A 15,987-nucleotide genomic window follows, 5' to 3' on the forward strand; every position below is an offset into this window, starting at 1 on the left:
GACACTGCGCCTGCGACGGCCCCTGCGGATCGACGGTCTCCGCTCGCGGGAGTCGTGCGGTCTGACCGCCGACGCCGAACTCGACGTGTCCGTCATCTGGTCGTCCACGAGCTCCGGGCTCCGCGGACTCGCCGGACGCGCGTCCGTGGCCGCTCGCGACGAGCTCACGATCGAGCTCGAGTTCGAGCTCCCCGGAGGGGAACTCGGCGGACGGCTCGATCTCGAGACCGTCGTGACGCTGCGATCCTCGGGTGTCGAGAGCTCGTCGCTCGCGCCTCGACGCCCCGGAAGCATCCTGTGGCGCGACGCCCGCTCGGCTCTCCTGCAGGGCGACGCCGTCCTCTTCCCCCTGGCCGTCGTCGACTTCACCGATCTCCCGTACCCGGACGGCGCCACGTGGCATCTGGAGCTCGGCCACGACCTGGACGCCCAGGCGCTGGGCTCGGTCCTGCTGTTGGCGAACGAGCGACGCGAGATCGTCACCCGGGCACTCGCAGCCGCCGCGGACCCGTCGGACGCCGATCGCCGGGTTCTCTCGGCGATCCGGACCGACGTGATCCGGTCCCTGGTGGAGCGTGCTCTGGTCGACGAACAGTTCGAGCCCGACGAGGCACACCCCACCGGTTCCGTCGGTGCCCTGCTCGCGGCCGTCCTGCGCACGGCCTTTCCCGATCGGACCATCGACGCGTTGCGCACCGACCGTCGACACGACCCCGTCCTGTTCACCTCCCGCATCCAGAACGCGACCGATCTACTGGCCGGCTCATGAGCATCCTGTATCCGCGTCTGCTCGACCGGGCTGCACGCGACCTCCACTACCGCTACACGTCGCTCCCCGTCGACGACCTTCGTGAGTACCACGCCTTCCGGCATCCGTCGGCGGTGTTCGCGGCGACGGGCGGGCGCCGCGTACCGGTCGACCACCTCGACGACCTGCGCAGGCGCATCGTGAAGATCGCCGAGGAGAACGGCTACCCCAGCGGGGGCAGGCGACGGGACCACTCCGAGTTCGACCGCGAGATCGCGGAGCTGCTGCACCAGCGATGCGGCCTCGTCGCAGCCGAGGCCGCAGTCCGGCCGATCTGGGCTTTCATGGCGCTCGTCGTCCTGCCCGACGTGTCCTACTGGAGGTACCCGGATCCGCCACCGGACCGGGTCCTCGCCACCGACATCACGCGCCACGTGTGGGGCCGGCTCTGGTGGCGGGCGCATCTCCTGGCCCTGCACGAGGACTCCGCCGACCGCTACCGCCTGCTCGACACGTTCGGGGAGGCCGACTTCGACCAGATCTACGCCCGTCGAGCGCTGCTCGGCGGGAGCCGGAAACTCGTCCGGGCGATTGCCGAGACCTGGCCGACGGTGGACCGCGGCGGCTTCCAGAGCCGGGTCGTCCTGCGCGACCTGCTGAAGCGGTTGCTCCGTCTCGCCGCCGTGGTGGAGTTCGACACGCTCGACGACCTCGAACTGTACGAGCAGATCCGCACCGAGGCCCGCCGGTCCGTCCTCGAACTCCGCCGCGAGGCGGGTGGGGAGCCGGCTCGACCGTGATCCCGACGAGTCAGGAACCCGTACCCGCGGGCGCCCCGACGAGATCCCGGTCGGCGGCCCGACGTCCCAGCGGCGCGCGCGCCGCGTCACGCCACGATGCCCGAACACACTCGTCCAGGGCATCGGCGTCGAGCCCGATGTCGAGGGCAGCGGCCAGCACGTGCACGGCGAGTCGCGGCGGGATCGCGTTGCCGATCTGCTGCCCGATGTCGTTCCCGGACCACGGGTAGTCGTGCGGGAAGGTCTGCAGGAGACCGGCCTCGGAGTTGGTGAACCGTTCCCCGGTCGCGCCTCCCCGGCCGATCACACGATTGCGACGGATCTTGCCCGTGACGGTCGCGGAGGGCTCCTGAGAAGTTCGCCTCCCCCTCGCCCGAGGATCCCCGCCCGTGCCGTAGTTCGACACGACCGCGAACGGTCCCGGCCGGTCCAGGGTCCCACCCATGGTCTCCCACGGCCTCAGTCGCGGATCCCCCTGCTCCCTGTCCACGCCACTGCGGTACGGGCGGTGCGTCGGTTCGGGAAGATGCGGTTGCTCCCCGCGGCGCGCGACCAGGATGGCGCGCCGACGGGTCTGCGGCACACCGAACTGCTCGGTTCGGAGGATCCCGGTGTCCGTCCGGTACCCGACTCCCTCGAGCACAGCGGCCATCGCCTCCCACACCGGCAGCACCGCGGGTACCTGCTCGAGCACGACGACCTCGTACGCCTCGTCACGCGAGACCGCGTCGAGCGTCCAGCGCAACGGCTCCAACACGAGGCCGGTCCGCACGTCGTCCATGGTGTCGAGACGCTCGGCGACGTCCCGACCGTCGGCCATCAGCGCGACGAGTTCGAGTACCCGGTCGAGGGCACGGCGCCCGACCCCGGTTCCCGCGACGGTGAACGTCTGGCACGGCGGACCCCCGGCGAGGACGGAGGCGCCGGGAAAGGCCCCCGGACCGACGTCCCGCACGTCGCGCTCGACGGTGTGCAGCCCGGCAGCCGCCCGGGTCGCGCATGCGTCGGGATCCCATTCGACGCCGACGGCGGGCAGCCCGAGCCATTCCGCGGCGACATCGAGCCCGCCCGGCCCTGCGAAGAGATCGACGATCGACACGGCACCCGGCGCGGGGGCGAACGGTTGGTCGAGGGCCACGCCGCGGATGCTAGCGCCCTCCACCGACCCTCCCGACCACCGCGCCCGGTGCGGGCGGAAACGGGTCGGTTCACGAGCCGAGTGCCGCCTCGACCCGGTCCGCGGCCCCCATCACGTCGTCGTGCTCCCACACACGCACGACCGACCACCCCGCGTCCACCAGCCGTGCGTCGGTGTCCGCGTCCCGCGCCACATTGGTCGCGAGCTTCGATTCCCACCACTCCCGGTTGGACTTCGGGAACGTGGCGTGGGTCGGACAGCGGTGCCAGAAGCACCCGTCGACGAACACCGCGAGCCGATTGCGGGTGAACGCCAGGTCGGCACGCCGGCGACGCAGCCCGTCGATGTCGAACCGGAAGTCGACACGGAACCGTCGGCCGCGGCGGTGGAGCTCCCGGCGCAGCGCCATCTCCGGCGACGTCCCGGTCCGGACCTGCTCCGACATCCGACGGCTCACGTCCGGACCACTGCTCGGCGGCACCCCGGTCATGCCCCCACTGTGCGCCATCGCCCCGGAGTCCTCGCGACCCGGTGACGAATCCTCCCGGATCGGGCACGCTGTGCCGATCGGCCGCAACGGCGCGGCCGATCAGGACCGGGGGGCCGCATGACGACCGGACAGCGCCAGGACAGCTTCCTTCCCACCGCCCAGGGCCCCCAGGCCCCCAACGCCGGACGGGTGCTGGCCCTGCTGTTCGCGGCCAACACGTTCAACTTCTACGACCGTGCGGTCCCCGCGATCGTCGCCGAGCCGATCAAGCTCGAGTTCGGTCTCTCCGACCTGCAGATCGGCATCCTCGCCGCGGCGTTCACCGTGGTCTACGCGCTGTGCGGGCTGCCGCTGGGACGGCTGGCCGACCACCGCTCGCGGGCCCGGATCATGGCGTGGGGCATCGTCGCCTGGAGCCTGCTGACCGCGGCCAGCGGCGCCGCCTGGAACTACGTGTCGCTGCTGCTCCTGCGGATCGGCGTGGGCGTCGGCGAGGCCAGCTACGCGCCCGCCGCGAACTCGACGATCGCCGACCTCTACCCCGCCGGGAAGCGGGCGCGGGCGTTCGGGCTGTTCCAGCTCGGGCTGCCGGTCGGTCTGGTCCTCGCGTACTTCTCGGTCGGCGCGATCGCCGAGGCGTTCGGGTCGTGGCGGGCACCGTTCGTGCTGGCCGCGGTCCCCGGACTGCTGATCGCGGTCGGGTTCTTCCTGGTCCGCGAGCCGCGCCGCGGCGCGTCGGAGCCTGCGGTCGCGACGGCGCCGGCGAAGCCCGCGGCCGTGGACCGCGCGTTCCGGCGGATCCTCGCGGTGCCGACGATGTGGTGCCTGATCATCGCCGGGATCGGCGCGAACCTGGCCGCGTACTCGGTGAACACGTTCACCGTCCCGCTGTTCCAGCGCTGGTTCGGGGCCTCGCTGACCGGGGCCGCGGTGCTGACCGGTGTCGTCGTCGGTGTGACCGGGCTGGTCGGGCTGCTCGTCGGTGGCTGGGTGTCGGACCGGGCGGCGCGGCGCTCGCCGGGGGCACGGGTGCTGGTCGGCGCGGTGGCGACGCTGGTGTCGGTGCCGCTGACCGGGTTCGCCCTCACCGTCGGGCCGGACGCGGTCGGCACCTTCGTGGTGCTCTTCGGCGCCGGGTGGCTGCTGCAGTACCTCTACTACACCTCGGCGTACCCGGCCGTCGCCGACGTCGTCGAGCCGCGGCTGCGCTCGACGGCGACGGCCGTCTTCTTCGCCGCGTTCTACCTGCTGGGCGGGGCGGTCGGGCCGGTCATCGCGGGCGCGCTGTCCGACGTGTTCGCCGCGGGCGCGCTCGCCGAGGGCGTGGCCCCGGCGGCGGCTGCGGCGAGCGGGCTGCGGCAGGCGCTGGCCGTGCTCGTGCCGGTGTCGATGGCGATCGCGTCGCTGGGGCTGTTCCTGGCGGCGCGCACCGTCGGGCGCGACCACGAGCGCATGACGGCGGCCGGCTGAGCACGCTCGGCGCGGCAGCCGCGTCCAGTCCCGCTCGCCCGGATCGGAGCCGATCGCGTCGAGGGTGACCGTCGTGGAGTCCCGGCGCTGCTCGGGCAGCCGCACCCGGCGGACGTGCGCGCCGTCGAGCCACACCTCGGCCGGATCGCCCTGCGCGGTGGTGACGACGAGCCGTCGCCACCGCTCCCCCCGGTGGGCGACGACACCGTGGTCCTGCGCGGTCGTCGCGCCGTCGAGCCGGTCGAACACCGCGAGCGGGCTGAGCGGCTGGTCCGCCGCGGGGGCGCCGGCCGCGTCGAGGCGGCGCCCGGGCCGTCCGGTCCGGACCCGTGGGGGTCTCGCCCGAGCCTGCCCGCGTGCGACGCGCCACGCCTCGGTCCGCAGGACAACCCCGGGGTCCGTCCGGAGGAGGCCGGAGGAGGGGACCGGGGTGGAGTCCCGGCCGCCGCGGCGGGGCCGGCACCGCCGTCACGCGTGCCTACAGTACGGACATGATCGTCCCGCAGCCCGCGCGCCGAACCGGACCCGCACCGGCCCTGCTGGTCGCGAACCGGGGCGAGATCGCGGTCCGGATCATGGCGACGGCGTCCGCGCTCGGGATGCGCACCGTCGCCGTGCACCCCGCCGACGACGCCGCGTCGCTGCACGTCGAGCGGGCCGACGAGGCGGTCGAGCTGCCCGGTGCCGGCCCCGCCGCCTATCTCGACGTCGCCGGGCTGGTGGCCGCGGCCGAGCGGACCGGCGCCGGGATGCTGCACCCCGGCTACGGCTTTGCCGCGGAGGACCCCGCGCTCGCCCGCCGCTGCGCCGAGCGCGGCGTGGCCTTCGTCGGCCCCTCCCCCGACGCGCTCGCGACCTTCGGTGACAAGACCGCGGCCCGTGCCCGGGCCGTCGCCGCCGGGATCGCGGTGCCCGCCGGCGGGCCGGCGTCGCACGCCGCGGAGCTGCTCGCCGAGCACGGCGCGATCATGGTCAAGGCCGTCGCCGGGGGCGGTGGCCGCGGGGTCCGGCCGGTCACCGACCCGGCGGCCCTCGACGACGCGCTGGCGCGCTGCGCGTCCGAGGCCCGCGCGGCGACCGGCGACGGCACCGTCTACGTCGAACGGCTCGTGACGCACGCCCGCCACGTCGAGGTCCAGGTCGCCGGGGACGGGCACGCCGTCGTCGCGCTCGGCGACCGCGACTGCAGCGCGCAGCGACGCCGGCAGAAGCTCGTCGAGATCGCCCCGGCGCCCGCCCTGACCGACGACGTGCGCGCCGCGCTGCACCGGGCCGCGACCGCGGTGCTGGGGCCCTACCGCGGGCTCGCGACCGTGGAGTTCCTGCTCACCGGCGACGACGTGCTGTTCTGCGAGGTCAACCCGCGGCTGCAGGTGGAGCACACCGTCACCGAGGAGGTCACCGGGCTGGACCTCGTGGAGGTGGGCCTGCGGCTCGCGCAGGGCGCCACGCTCGCGGGGCTCGGGCTCGCCGGGGGTGTCGTGGCCCGCGGAACCGCACTGCAGGTCCGGGTGAACGCCGAGACCGTGCGCGCCGACGGCGCCGTCGTCCCGGCGACCGGCACCCTGACCCGGTTCGCGCCGCCGTCGGGGCCGGGGGTGCGGGTGGACACCCACGGCCGGCCCGGCGCCGAGGTCGGGCCGCGCTACGACTCGCTGCTGGCCAAGGTCGTGGTCCGGGGCGACGCGGCGACGGTGGCCGGCCGCGCCGACCGGGCGCTGGCCGAGTTCGACGTCGCCGGGGTCGCGACGAACCGCGCCCTGTTGCGCGCGCTGCTCGCCGTCGACGGGCTGACCACGGGCGGGCTCGACACGGGCTGGGTCGACGCCCACCTCGCCGAGCTGGTCCCCGGCGACGACCGCGCCGACACCGACGGCGCCGGGCCCGGCGCGGTCGTCGCGGAGCAGGCCGGGGTCGTCGTCGCGGTGGAGGCCGCCCCGGGCGACCGCGTGGCGGCCGGCGCCCCGCTGGTCGTGCTGGAGGCGATGAAGATGGAGCACGTGGTCGCCGCCCGCCACGCCGGCACCGTCACCGCCGTGCTGGTCGAGGCCGGCGCGTCCGTCACCGCCGGTACCCCGCTGCTCGCCCTCACCGACGACGGCGGGGAGCCCGCGACCGCCGCCGCGGGCGCCGGGACGGACCCGGCGCACGTCCGTCCCGACCTGGCCGAGGTCCTGGAGCGGCGCGGCCGCCTGGACGACGGGAACCGCCCCGCCGCCGTCGCCCGGCGGCGCCGCGCGGGCCGCCGCACCGCCCGGGAGAACATCGCCGACCTCGTCGACGCGGGCAGCCTCACCGAGTACGGCGGCCTGGTGATCGCCGCGCAGCGCCGGCGCCGCGACGTCGGCGAGCTCGTCGAGCGCACCCCGGCCGACGGGCTGGTCACCGGCACCGCGACCGTCGACGGCGTCCCGGTCGCCGTGCTGGCCTACGACTACACGGTGCTCGCCGGCACCCAGGGCGTGCACAACCACCGCAAGACCGACCGGCTGCTGCGGCTGGCGCTGCGCCGCGCGCTGCCCGTGGTGGTGTTCGCCGAGGGCGGCGGCGGGCGGCCGGGCGACACCGACACCTCCGCGGTGTCCCAGCTCGACGTGCCGACGTTCCGGCTGATGTCCGATCTGGCCGGGCGGGTCCCGACGGTCGCCGTCGTCGCCGGGTACTGCTTCGCCGGCAACGCCGCGCTGGCCGCGGTGTGCGATCTCATCGTGGCGACCCGCGACAGCAGCCTCGGCATGTCCGGGCCCGCGATGATCTCCGGCGCGGGCCTCGGCGACGTCGCGCCCGGCGACGTGGGGCCGATGTCGGTGCAGGGCCCCAACGGGGTGGTCGACGTCGTCGTCGACGACGAGGCCGCCGCCGTCGCGGTCGCCCGCCGCTACCTGTGCGACGTCTCCGGTGTCGTGCTGCCCGCCGCGTGCGCCGACCAGCGGCGGCTGCGCCACCTCGTCCCGGAGAACCGGGTCCGTGCCTACCCGGTCCGCCCGGTGCTGGAGACCCTGTTCGACACCGGGAGCGTGCAGGAGGTCCGCGCGGAGTTCGGGCACGGGGTCGTCACCGCGTTCGCCCGGCTCGGCGGCCGCGCCGTCGGCGTGCTCGCGAACGACCCCGCGCACCTGGGCGGCGCCGTCGACGGCGACGCCGCGGACACCGCGACCCGCTTCCTGACCCTGTGCGACGAGCGCGCCCTGCCCGTGGTGTCGCTCGTGGACACCCCGGGGTTCATGGTCGGCGCCGACGCCGAGCGGACCGCGACCGTGCGCCGTTTCGGCGCGCTGTTCCGGGCGGGGGCACGGCTGTCGGTGCCACTGGTGGCCGTCGTGCTGCGCAAGGCCTACGGCCTGGGGGCGATGGCGATGACCGGCGGCGACCTGCACGCCGCGCTGCTGACGGTGGCCTGGCCGACCGCCGAGTTCGGCGGCATGGGCCTGGAGGGCGCGGTGCGGCTGGGCTACCGCGCCGAGCTCGACGCGATCACCGACCCCGCCGCCCGCCGGGCCCGCTACGACGAGCTGCTCGCGGACTACTACGAGCGCGGCAAGGCGCTCGGCGTGGCCACCGTCGGCGAGGTCGACGACGTCATCGACCCCGCCGACACCCGCGACGTGCTGCTCCGCGCCCTCGACGGCGCCGGCCGGGGGTCCGCGGGTGGAGCGTGACGCCCGCGGGCTGCGCGCCGTCGTCGACGACCTCGTCGCGGGCCGCACCGGCCGGGCCCCGGCCGCCGACCGGTTCGCCTGCCGTTCCTCTCCGTCCGCGAGGACGGCCCCGGCGGGAGGAGCAGCCCTGGGCCGGCGGCGCCGTGTGCACGGTGTGGGACCGGCCCCTGATCCGGCACTCCGGACAGGTCCGGGCGCGCCGGGACGTGCATCGGGGCGGCCGACCGTGTACTGACTGGTGGTTGCCGTTCCGCCACTGCGTCGAGGAGGACCCCCCGTGGAGTTCGACATGCTGGTCGAGGTGCCCAAGGGCAGCCGCAACAAGTACGAGGTCGACCACGAGTCGGGCCGGATCCGCCTGGACCGGACGCTGTTCACCGCCACCCAGTACCCCGGCGACTACGGCTACATCGAGGACACCCTCGGCGAGGACGGCGACCCGCTCGACGCGCTGCTCGTCTCCACCGGGGAGCCGCTGTTCCCCGGCGTGCTGGTGCTCGTGCGGACCATCGGCATGTTCCGGATGACCGACGAGGCGGGCGGCGACGACAAGCTGCTCTGCGTGCCCGCGCACGACCCGCGGATGGAGAACCTGCGCGACATCCACCACCTGCCCGAGTTCCACCGCCGCGAGATCCAGCACTTCTTCGAGATCTACAAGGACCTCGAGCCGGGCAAGAGCGTCGAGGGCGCCGACTGGGCCGGGCGGGCGGCGGCGGAGGCGGAGCTGGAGGCGTCGCGGAAGCGGTTCCGCGAGAGCGGGCACTGACCGCCCCCGCCGGGGTTACCGTGGACCGATGAGCCCCAAGGCCGACTCCCGTCTCGCCGAGTTCCTGCGCCGCGTGCTCGCCGCCGGGGGCGACGCGTCACCGGTGGCGGTCATCTTCGGCGACGGCGCCGTCGCCGAGTCCCAGGAGTCCATGGCGCTGCAGTTCGCCGCGGCGGTGCGCGAGACCGGCCACGTCGAGCCGGTCGAGGGCGCCGGCCTGCGACGGGTGCGCGTCACCGAGGCGGGCCGGGAGTGGCTGGCGGACTACGACGGACGCTCCCGCGACCAGCACCCGCGGTTCTCCTCCTAGCCCCGCCGCCGGTCACACGGGGCGTCCGCCGACCCACACCCGGCGGACCCCGCGGGTCGCGCCGACGCCGGCGCCCGGGTCGCCGTCGACGAGCAGCAGGTCCGCCCGCAGCCCGGGCGCCACCCGCCCGCGGTCGTCGAGGCCGAAGCAGCGCGCGGGCAGCGAGGTCGCCGCGCGCAGCACCTCGACCGGGGAGTACCCGGCGCCGGCCAGCAGCTCCAGCTCCCCGTGCAGCGTGGCGCCGAGCGGGATCGTGAACGGGATGCCCGGCTGCTCGACCGAGTCGGTGCCGGCCAGCACCGTCACGCCCGCCTCCCGCATCGCGGCCACCGAGTCCCGCGCCACGTCGTAGCTCGTGCCGGGGACGCGGCCCGCGAGCACCGCCGCCACGCTCAGCGTCGGGATCACCACCCGGCCCGTCCCGGCCATCCGGTGCGCGAGCGCGGCGTCGACCGGGACGCCCATCGGGACGTGGGTGAGCACGTCGACGCCGGCGTCCACCGCGGCCGCCATCTCGCCGGCGTGGGTGGCGTGCGCGACCACCCGCCGACCGGCGTCGTGTGCGGCCGCGACGACCGCCCCGAGCACCTCCGGGGACGGGCCGCCGTGTCCCGGCGCCTCGAGCACGATCTTGACCAGGTCCGATCCGTCGGCGACCCGCCGCGCGACGCCCTCCGCGGCGCCCGCCGGGTCGGTGAGCACCGCGTACCCCGGCATGCCGAACTGCGCGTGCGGGCCGCCCGGCCCGATGAACGGCACCCCGGCGCTGAGGATCTGCGTCGTGCCGGCCGCGGCCCGCAGCGCGGCGGTCACCGACGGCGGCCAGGACGCCATGTCGACCGCCGTCGTCACGCCGTGCGCGGCGAGCGCGTCGAGGTGCGCGCGCTGCGACAGGTGGACGTGGGCGTCGATCAGGCCGGGCAGCAGGGTCGCACCCCGGAGGACCTCCGCACCGTCGGGGACGGTCACGTCCGGTCCCGCGGCGGTGATCAGACCGTCGGTGACGACGACGGTGCCGGCGCCGTGCAGCACCTCGCCGTCGAAGATCCGGTCGGCGGTGACGGCGAACGTGGTCATCGGGGTGCCCTCCGGTCGCGTTCCGGACGGACGCCGTGCGCGCCCGGCCCGTAGCGCCGCGGGCGGAGCGCCGCGACGCGTCGACGCGAGTGTGGCGCGTCGTCCGTCCGGTGCACCGGGGTGGCCCCCGCCGGACAATTCGTACTACCGTACGAATTGTGGACGGCCGACATCACCGCAGCGCGCGCACCCGCGCCGCCCTGCTCGACGCCGCGGTCGAGATCATCTGCACCCGGGGCGTCACCGCGGTGACCCAGCGCGCGGTGGCCGCCCGCGCGGGGACCTCGCTGGCCTCGACGACGTACCACTTCCGCACCGCCGACGACCTGCTCGTCGCCGCGTTCGAGCTGACCAGCGCCCGCACCATCGCCGAGATGCGGCGGATGGCCCGGGAGGCGGCCGAGCAGGGGCTCGGGCTCGTCGACGGCGCCATGGCCGTCGTGGCCCGCGCGCCCTACGGCGACCGCCTGCCCCCGGACGGCGTCATCCAGCTGACGCTCAGCGCGATCCACAACCCGCGCCTGCGGCCGATCGCCGACGCGTTCGTCGAGGACCTGGCGGGCCTGTTCGTCCCGCTCGTCGGGTCGACGGACACCGCACGCACCCTCGCCCGGTCGCTGTCCGGGCTGATCCTGCACGAGATGGCGCGCGGCACCGGGGAGCCCACCGCGACCATGCGCGCCGATCTCGAGCGGCTCTTCGCCGCGTTCGGTGTCACCGACGCCGCTCCCGTCCCGGTCCGCCACCACGAGGAGGAGCACCGATGACCACCACGACCGCCTGGCCGAGCTCCCGATCGAGCCGGTCCGCCGTGCTCGCCCAGTTCGGCGAGGGCCGGGCCGACCTGATGCAGTGGGCGCTGACCACGGGTGACCCCCTGGCCGACGCCGTCGTCGCCGAGATGCGCGAGATCGGGGCGGCGACCGCGCGCCCGCTGCTCACCCGGGGCATCGAGCACGGTCTCGGCTCCCTGACCGACCCGCCGCCCGCGCTCGCCGCCCTGCTCACCGCCACCGAGACCCCGCCCGCCTACGTCGACGACGACCTGCTCGACCTCGCGCCGCGGCCCTGGTTCAGCTCCCCGACCCCGGTGCACATCCTCTCGCTGAGCGCGGGGGCGCTGGTGCGGGTCTACGAGTCGCCCTCGATCGCGAAGGTCCTGTCCACCACCGGCCGGCTCGTCGACCGCGCGGAGCGGCGGCTGACCGAGACCGGGACCTGGCTGACCCAGGCGATGCTGCCCGGGGGCCTGCGACGCGGCGGACCGGGCTACGTCGCCACGCTCAACGTCCGCATGCTGCACGCGCACATGCGCGCGCTCGCCCTCGACCGCGGCTACGACAGCGCGGCCGACGGCGTGCCCGTCAACCAGGTGGACCTCGCGCGGACCTGGATGGACTTCACCCTCACCTCGTGGGTCGCCGAGGAGATGCTGGGCTTCGACCTCACCGGGCGCGAGCTCGCCGGGCTCTACCGCTACTGGTGGTACGTCGGGCACCTGCTCGGCATCGACGCCCGGCTCGTCGAGGGGATCACCGGCCACGACGCCGCCCGCCGGGTCGACGACCTCCTGCAGGCCGTGACCGGCCCGGTGTCCGACGAGTCCGCCCTGCTCACCGCCGCGACGCTGGACTCGATCGCGTCCCTGCTCCAGGACCTGCTGCGGGTGCCGGCCCGGCTCTCCCGGCCCGCGCTGGACGCCATCACCCGCCGCATCCACGGCGTCGCGACGAGCACGGACCTGCAGGTCCGTCCCGCCCCGGTCGCCGACGCGCTGCTGGGGCCCGCCGTCGCAGGCCTCCGGCAGGCCCGGGCGCGCCGCCGCCGCTCGCCGGAGCGCTGGCGGGCGGCCATCGACGCCGGCGTCGCCGCCGAGCGCGAGCGTGCGGGGTCCCCCGGCGAACCCACCGCCTACCAGCGCGGGGCCACCGGCTCGGCCGACTGACCCGGTACCCGCGGACGACAGGAGACCCCGCCATGCCGCGCACCATCGACATCGCCCTCCCCGACCTCACCGGGACGCTCGCCGTCGTCACCGGCGCCAGCGACGGCATCGGGGCCGTCATCGCCCGCCGCCTCGCCGCGGCCGGTGCCGAGCTGGTCATGCCGGTGCGCAACCCCGCCAAGGGCGAGCGTGCGGCCGAGCAGATCCGCGGCCGGGTCCCCGGCGCACGGATCACGACGCACCCCCTCGACCTGGCCTCGCTGGCGTCCGTCGCGGAGTTCGCCGGGCGGGTCGTGGCCGACGGCCGCCCGGTGCACGTCCTGGTCAACAACGCGGGCCTGATGAACCCGCCGACCCGCCGGACCACCCAGGACGGCTTCGAGCTGCAGTTCGGCACCAACCACCTCGGCCACGTCGCCCTCACCCACGGCCTGCTCCCGGTGCTGCGGGCGGGCCGGGCGCGGGTCACGAGCCAGACGAGCGTGTCGGCCCGTCGCGGCACGATCAACTGGGACGACCCGAACTGGGAGCGCTCCTACGACGTGAACCGCGCCTACACCCAGTCCAAGATCGCGACCGCGCTGTTCGGCCGTGAGCTCGACGCGCGCAGCCGGGCGGGCGGGTGGGGTATCACCAGCACCGTCGCCCACCCCGGGGTCTCCCCCACGAACCTGCTGGCCGCGCAGCCCGGCATCGGACGCCGGCGCGACACCCTCGGCGCCCGGATGGTGCGGCTGTCGTCGCGGATCGGGCTGGTCGGGACGGTCGAGTCGGCCGCACTCCCGGCCCTGCTGGCCGTGACCGGTCCCGACGGACGGGGCGGGCGGTTCTTCGGCCCGGCCGGACCGGGCGGCGTCGGTGGCGCGCCCGCGGAGCAGGAGCCGTGGCCGCCGCTGCGCAGCGCGGAGGACGCCGCACGGCTGTGGGAGCTGTCCGAGGGGATGGTCGGCCTGCGTTTCCCGGCCTGACCGGATCCGGGCGGACGCGTCGGCACCGTCCCGGGCCGGGGACGCTCAGGGCGCCATGGCCCGGCAGGCGCGGCGCGCGACGGCGTCGGCGTAGGCGTGGTCGAGCGGCCCCGTCCGCAGCTGCCACCGGTGGAACACCGGCGCGACGACGAGCTCGAACGCCTCGGTGTCGCCGACCGCGTCGTCGATCCGTCCGGCCGACCTCGCCGTCGCGAAGCGCTCGGCGAACAGGGCGATCTGGGGTGCGACGACCAGGTCGAGCACCCGGGCCCGGGTCGCGGTGTCGACCAGCGCCTCGACGCACAGGGCCCGCAGCAGCGCGTCCCACTCGGGCCGGGCGAGCTCGTCGACGACCGACCGCAGCACCACGGCCAGGTCCGCGGCCAGGTCACCGGTGTCCGGGACCGCGCCGCCGGCGGTCGCGGCGCGGTCGTTGCGGTGGGCGACGGCGTCGACCATCAGCGCGCCGCGGTGCGGCCACCGGCGGTAGATCGTCGCCTTCCCGACGCCGGCGCGGGCCGCGATCGCCTCGATCGTCACCTGCGGGTAGGGCAGCTCCGCCGCCAGCGCCAGGGCCGCCTCGAGGGTGGCCGTGCGCGCGCGTTCGGAGCGGCCGGGCGGGGCGCCGTCGCGGCTGTCGTTCTCCACGGGATACAGGGTAGCGTCCGAAACGGAACGTTCCGTATCGTTCTATGTGTACACGCCCACGACGACGAGGAGGGACCCATGACCACCCCCGAGAGCCCCGTGTGGTTCGTGACGGGCGCGGGCCGCGGGCTGGGCCGGGCACTGACCCGCGCCGCCCTCGCCGCCGGGGAGCGGGTGGTGGCGACGGTCCGGCGCCCCGACGCGCTCGCCGACCTGCGTGCGGACTTCCCGTCGGCGCTGCACGTGACGCGCGCCGACGTCCGCGACCGGGACGCCGTCGCCGCCGCGGTCACGGACGGCATCGCGCGGTTCGGCCGGCTCGACGTGGTCGTCAACAACGCCGGCCACGGTCTCGTCGGGACGGTCGAGGAGGTCTCCGCGGCCGAGGCGCGCGGCATCGTGGACACCAACCTGCTGGGCCCGCTGTGGGTGGCCCAGGCGGTGCTGCCCCACCTGCGCGCCCGGGGAGCGGGCCACATCGTGCAGGTGTCGACCACGGGTGCGGTCGGCGCGATGCCGGCACTGGGGCTCTACAACGCGAGCAAGTGGGGCCTGGAGGGCTTCTCCCAGGCGCTGGCCGGCGAGGTGGCGCCCTTCGGCATCCGCGTCACCGTCGCCCAGCTCGGCGGGTTCGACACCGGCTGGGCGGGCGCGGGCATGCACTACGCGAGTCCCGCCGGCGTCTACGACGACCTGCGGCGCGAGCTGTTCGGCACGGCCGAGGTCCCGTGGCCCGCCGACGGGCCCCTCGGAGCGCCCGTGGACGTGGCGGTCGAGGCCCTGCGCGCGCACGTCCGCGCACCGGACGGACCGTTCCGGCTCCTCGTCGGCGACGACGCGCCCGGCCAGGTCACCGCCGCGCTGCGGGCACGCTGCGCGGACTACGCCGGCGACGACCGGTTCGCCTGGCCGGTCCCGGAGGGCACGGCCTGACCGGGCGCGGACCGACGCCGGCGGGCGGCTCGGCGTTCGTGAAGCCAGACGATCACGAGCATGCAGACGTTCATGGCGGCCAGGATCAGCAGCGGCGGCCCCCCGGTCTCGGTCGAGCGGTCCACGGTGGACGTACCGCCCGCGGCCATGACGTTGTTGACGACACCGAGCAGCACGTTGTTGACGACGTGGAAGGCGATCGATGCCTCGAGTCCGCGGCTGAGGATCGCCATGAGACCGGTGCAGACGGCGATCAGGGCGAAGTAGCCGGCCAGCCACGGGTCGGTCGCCCCGTGGGCCGCGGCGAACACCACGACCGACACCGCGAGGCCGAGGGCGAGGGCCGGACGGGTCGCACGCACCCAGCTCGCCGCCGCGGGCAGCAGGACCCCGCGATAGGTCAGCTCCTCACCGGCCGCCTGCAGCGGGGTGGTGAGCAGGGTGACCGCCAGCAGGGCGACCGTGGTGCCGGAGATGCCGAAAGCGGTCCACGGTGTCGCCTCGGGCGCGACCAGTCCCATCGTCGCGAGACCCGCCGCCACCAGCGGGAGAGCGGCGGCGAGGTAGTGGACCAGCCGTCGCCGGTCGAACGCGCGACGTGGGCTGAGCAGCAGACGCCACGACGCCCCGGTCATCCGCATCAGCAGCAGGACCGCGACGACACCGGTGGCGGCGATGGACAGGTTGGCCGCAGCCGACTTGAGGGGCGTGAACTCGGAGGAGAACGGGTCGTCGCTGCCCTCGATGACGCCGACGACCGCCCAGGCGGCCAGCTGGAACCCGAGAAGACAGACGGCGATCGCGGCACCGAGCAGGAGCGGCTGCCACCACAGCAGCCGGACGTGGGCGCCGAACGGCCGCGTGAGGTCCACGGTGTCCGCGCCGTGGGCCACCGTTCCGAGGGGGACGGTGGCGTCGATCGACGTGGGCGGGGCCGGCCGGCGGGCGGGGTCGGGCATGGCGCTGTTCCTTCCGGTGGTGGTCGGCGCCGGGCGCGGGCACGCCGCACCCGTGGGAGAGGGGTGATCGATG

At 75.5% G+C, this 15,987-nt stretch carries 15 protein-coding genes; 10 read left to right on the forward strand and 5 right to left on the reverse strand.

Annotation, left to right across the window (positions count from 1 at the left end):
- Positions 1–145 precede the first annotated feature (145 nt).
- Complete coding sequence (locus tag WJX68_RS18220) at positions 146–769, forward strand: hypothetical protein (protein WP_340292536.1); 624 nt, start codon at positions 146–148, stop codon at positions 767–769.
- Positions 766–1,548, forward strand: a complete 783-nt coding sequence (locus WJX68_RS18225) for a DUF6339 family protein (protein ID WP_340292538.1) — start codon at positions 766–768, stop codon at positions 1,546–1,548. Before WJX68_RS18220 ends, WJX68_RS18225 begins: the two co-directional genes overlap by 4 nt.
- A gap of 10 nt (positions 1,549–1,558) precedes the next feature.
- Here the strand turns inward: WJX68_RS18225 and WJX68_RS18230 are convergent, their stop codons facing one another.
- Together WJX68_RS18230 and vsr are read right to left on the reverse strand one after the other, a co-directional pair.
- The gene (locus WJX68_RS18230; RefSeq protein WP_340292540.1) at positions 1,559–2,686 is read right to left on the reverse strand and encodes a DNA cytosine methyltransferase; all 1,128 of its coding nucleotides are present in this window, start codon (positions 2,684–2,686) and stop codon (positions 1,559–1,561) included.
- Positions 2,687–2,756: 70 nt separating this feature from the next.
- Entirely contained in the window at positions 2,757–3,143 is a 387-nt protein-coding gene (vsr, locus tag WJX68_RS18235) for a DNA mismatch endonuclease Vsr (protein WP_340292542.1), read from the reverse strand.
- 150 nt (positions 3,144–3,293) lie between these two features.
- Between vsr and WJX68_RS18240 the strand changes: the two genes are divergently transcribed.
- The 4 genes from WJX68_RS18240 (at position 3,294) to WJX68_RS18255 (ending at position 9,384) form a co-directional block, all read left to right on the forward strand.
- A complete protein-coding gene (locus tag WJX68_RS18240) occupies positions 3,294–4,646 on the forward strand; it encodes a spinster family MFS transporter (RefSeq protein WP_340292544.1) in 1,353 nt (450 codons plus the stop codon).
- A gap of 491 nt (positions 4,647–5,137) precedes the next feature.
- Entirely contained in the window at positions 5,138–8,305 is a 3,168-nt protein-coding gene (locus WJX68_RS18245; RefSeq protein WP_340292547.1) for an acetyl-CoA carboxylase family protein, read from the forward strand.
- Positions 8,306–8,582: 277 nt separating this feature from the next.
- Complete coding sequence (locus tag WJX68_RS18250) at positions 8,583–9,074, forward strand: inorganic diphosphatase (protein ID WP_340292549.1); 492 nt, start codon at positions 8,583–8,585, stop codon at positions 9,072–9,074.
- 28 nt (positions 9,075–9,102) lie between these two features.
- The gene (locus WJX68_RS18255) at positions 9,103–9,384 is read left to right on the forward strand and encodes a hypothetical protein (RefSeq protein ID WP_340292550.1); all 282 of its coding nucleotides are present in this window, start codon (positions 9,103–9,105) and stop codon (positions 9,382–9,384) included.
- 12 nt (positions 9,385–9,396) lie between these two features.
- Here the strand turns inward: WJX68_RS18255 and WJX68_RS18260 are convergent, their stop codons facing one another.
- Positions 9,397–10,461 (reverse strand): amidohydrolase family protein, encoded by a 1,065-nt coding sequence (locus WJX68_RS18260; RefSeq protein ID WP_340292551.1) that lies wholly within the window; start codon positions 10,459–10,461, stop codon positions 9,397–9,399.
- A 158-nt stretch (positions 10,462–10,619) separates the two neighbouring features.
- On the opposite strand from WJX68_RS18260, the gene WJX68_RS18265 reads away from it, so the two are divergent.
- From WJX68_RS18265 to WJX68_RS18275, 3 genes are read left to right on the forward strand one after another with little or no spacing between them, the layout of a single operon-like run.
- Entirely contained in the window at positions 10,620–11,228 is a 609-nt protein-coding gene (locus tag WJX68_RS18265) for a TetR/AcrR family transcriptional regulator (protein ID WP_340292553.1), read from the forward strand.
- The gene (locus WJX68_RS18270; RefSeq protein WP_340292556.1) at positions 11,225–12,406 is read left to right on the forward strand and encodes an oxygenase MpaB family protein; all 1,182 of its coding nucleotides are present in this window, start codon (positions 11,225–11,227) and stop codon (positions 12,404–12,406) included. Before WJX68_RS18265 ends, WJX68_RS18270 begins: the two co-directional genes overlap by 4 nt.
- 32 nt (positions 12,407–12,438) lie before the next feature.
- Entirely contained in the window at positions 12,439–13,374 is a 936-nt protein-coding gene (locus WJX68_RS18275) for an SDR family oxidoreductase (protein ID WP_340292558.1), read from the forward strand.
- Between the two features lie 45 nt (positions 13,375–13,419).
- On the opposite strand, the gene WJX68_RS18280 is transcribed toward WJX68_RS18275, so the two are convergent.
- Positions 13,420–14,022: a TetR/AcrR family transcriptional regulator gene (locus WJX68_RS18280; RefSeq protein ID WP_340292560.1), complete on the reverse strand. Its 603-nt coding sequence runs from the start codon at positions 14,020–14,022 to the stop codon at positions 13,420–13,422.
- A 78-nt stretch (positions 14,023–14,100) separates the two neighbouring features.
- Here WJX68_RS18280 and WJX68_RS18285 point away from each other — a divergent pair, with 78 nt between their 5' ends.
- Complete coding sequence (locus WJX68_RS18285; protein WP_340292563.1) at positions 14,101–14,955, forward strand: SDR family NAD(P)-dependent oxidoreductase; 855 nt, start codon at positions 14,101–14,103, stop codon at positions 14,953–14,955.
- Here WJX68_RS18285 and WJX68_RS18290 read toward each other — a convergent pair.
- Complete coding sequence (locus WJX68_RS18290; protein WP_340292565.1) at positions 14,904–15,914, reverse strand: CPBP family glutamic-type intramembrane protease; 1,011 nt, start codon at positions 15,912–15,914, stop codon at positions 14,904–14,906. The genes WJX68_RS18285 and WJX68_RS18290 overlap by 52 nt on opposite strands.
- Positions 15,915–15,987: the final 73 nt, after the last annotated feature.

Origin of the sequence: Pseudonocardia spirodelae, assembly GCF_037727765.1 — a bacterium.
GTDB lineage: Bacteria > Actinomycetota > Actinomycetes > Mycobacteriales > Pseudonocardiaceae > Pseudonocardia > Pseudonocardia spirodelae.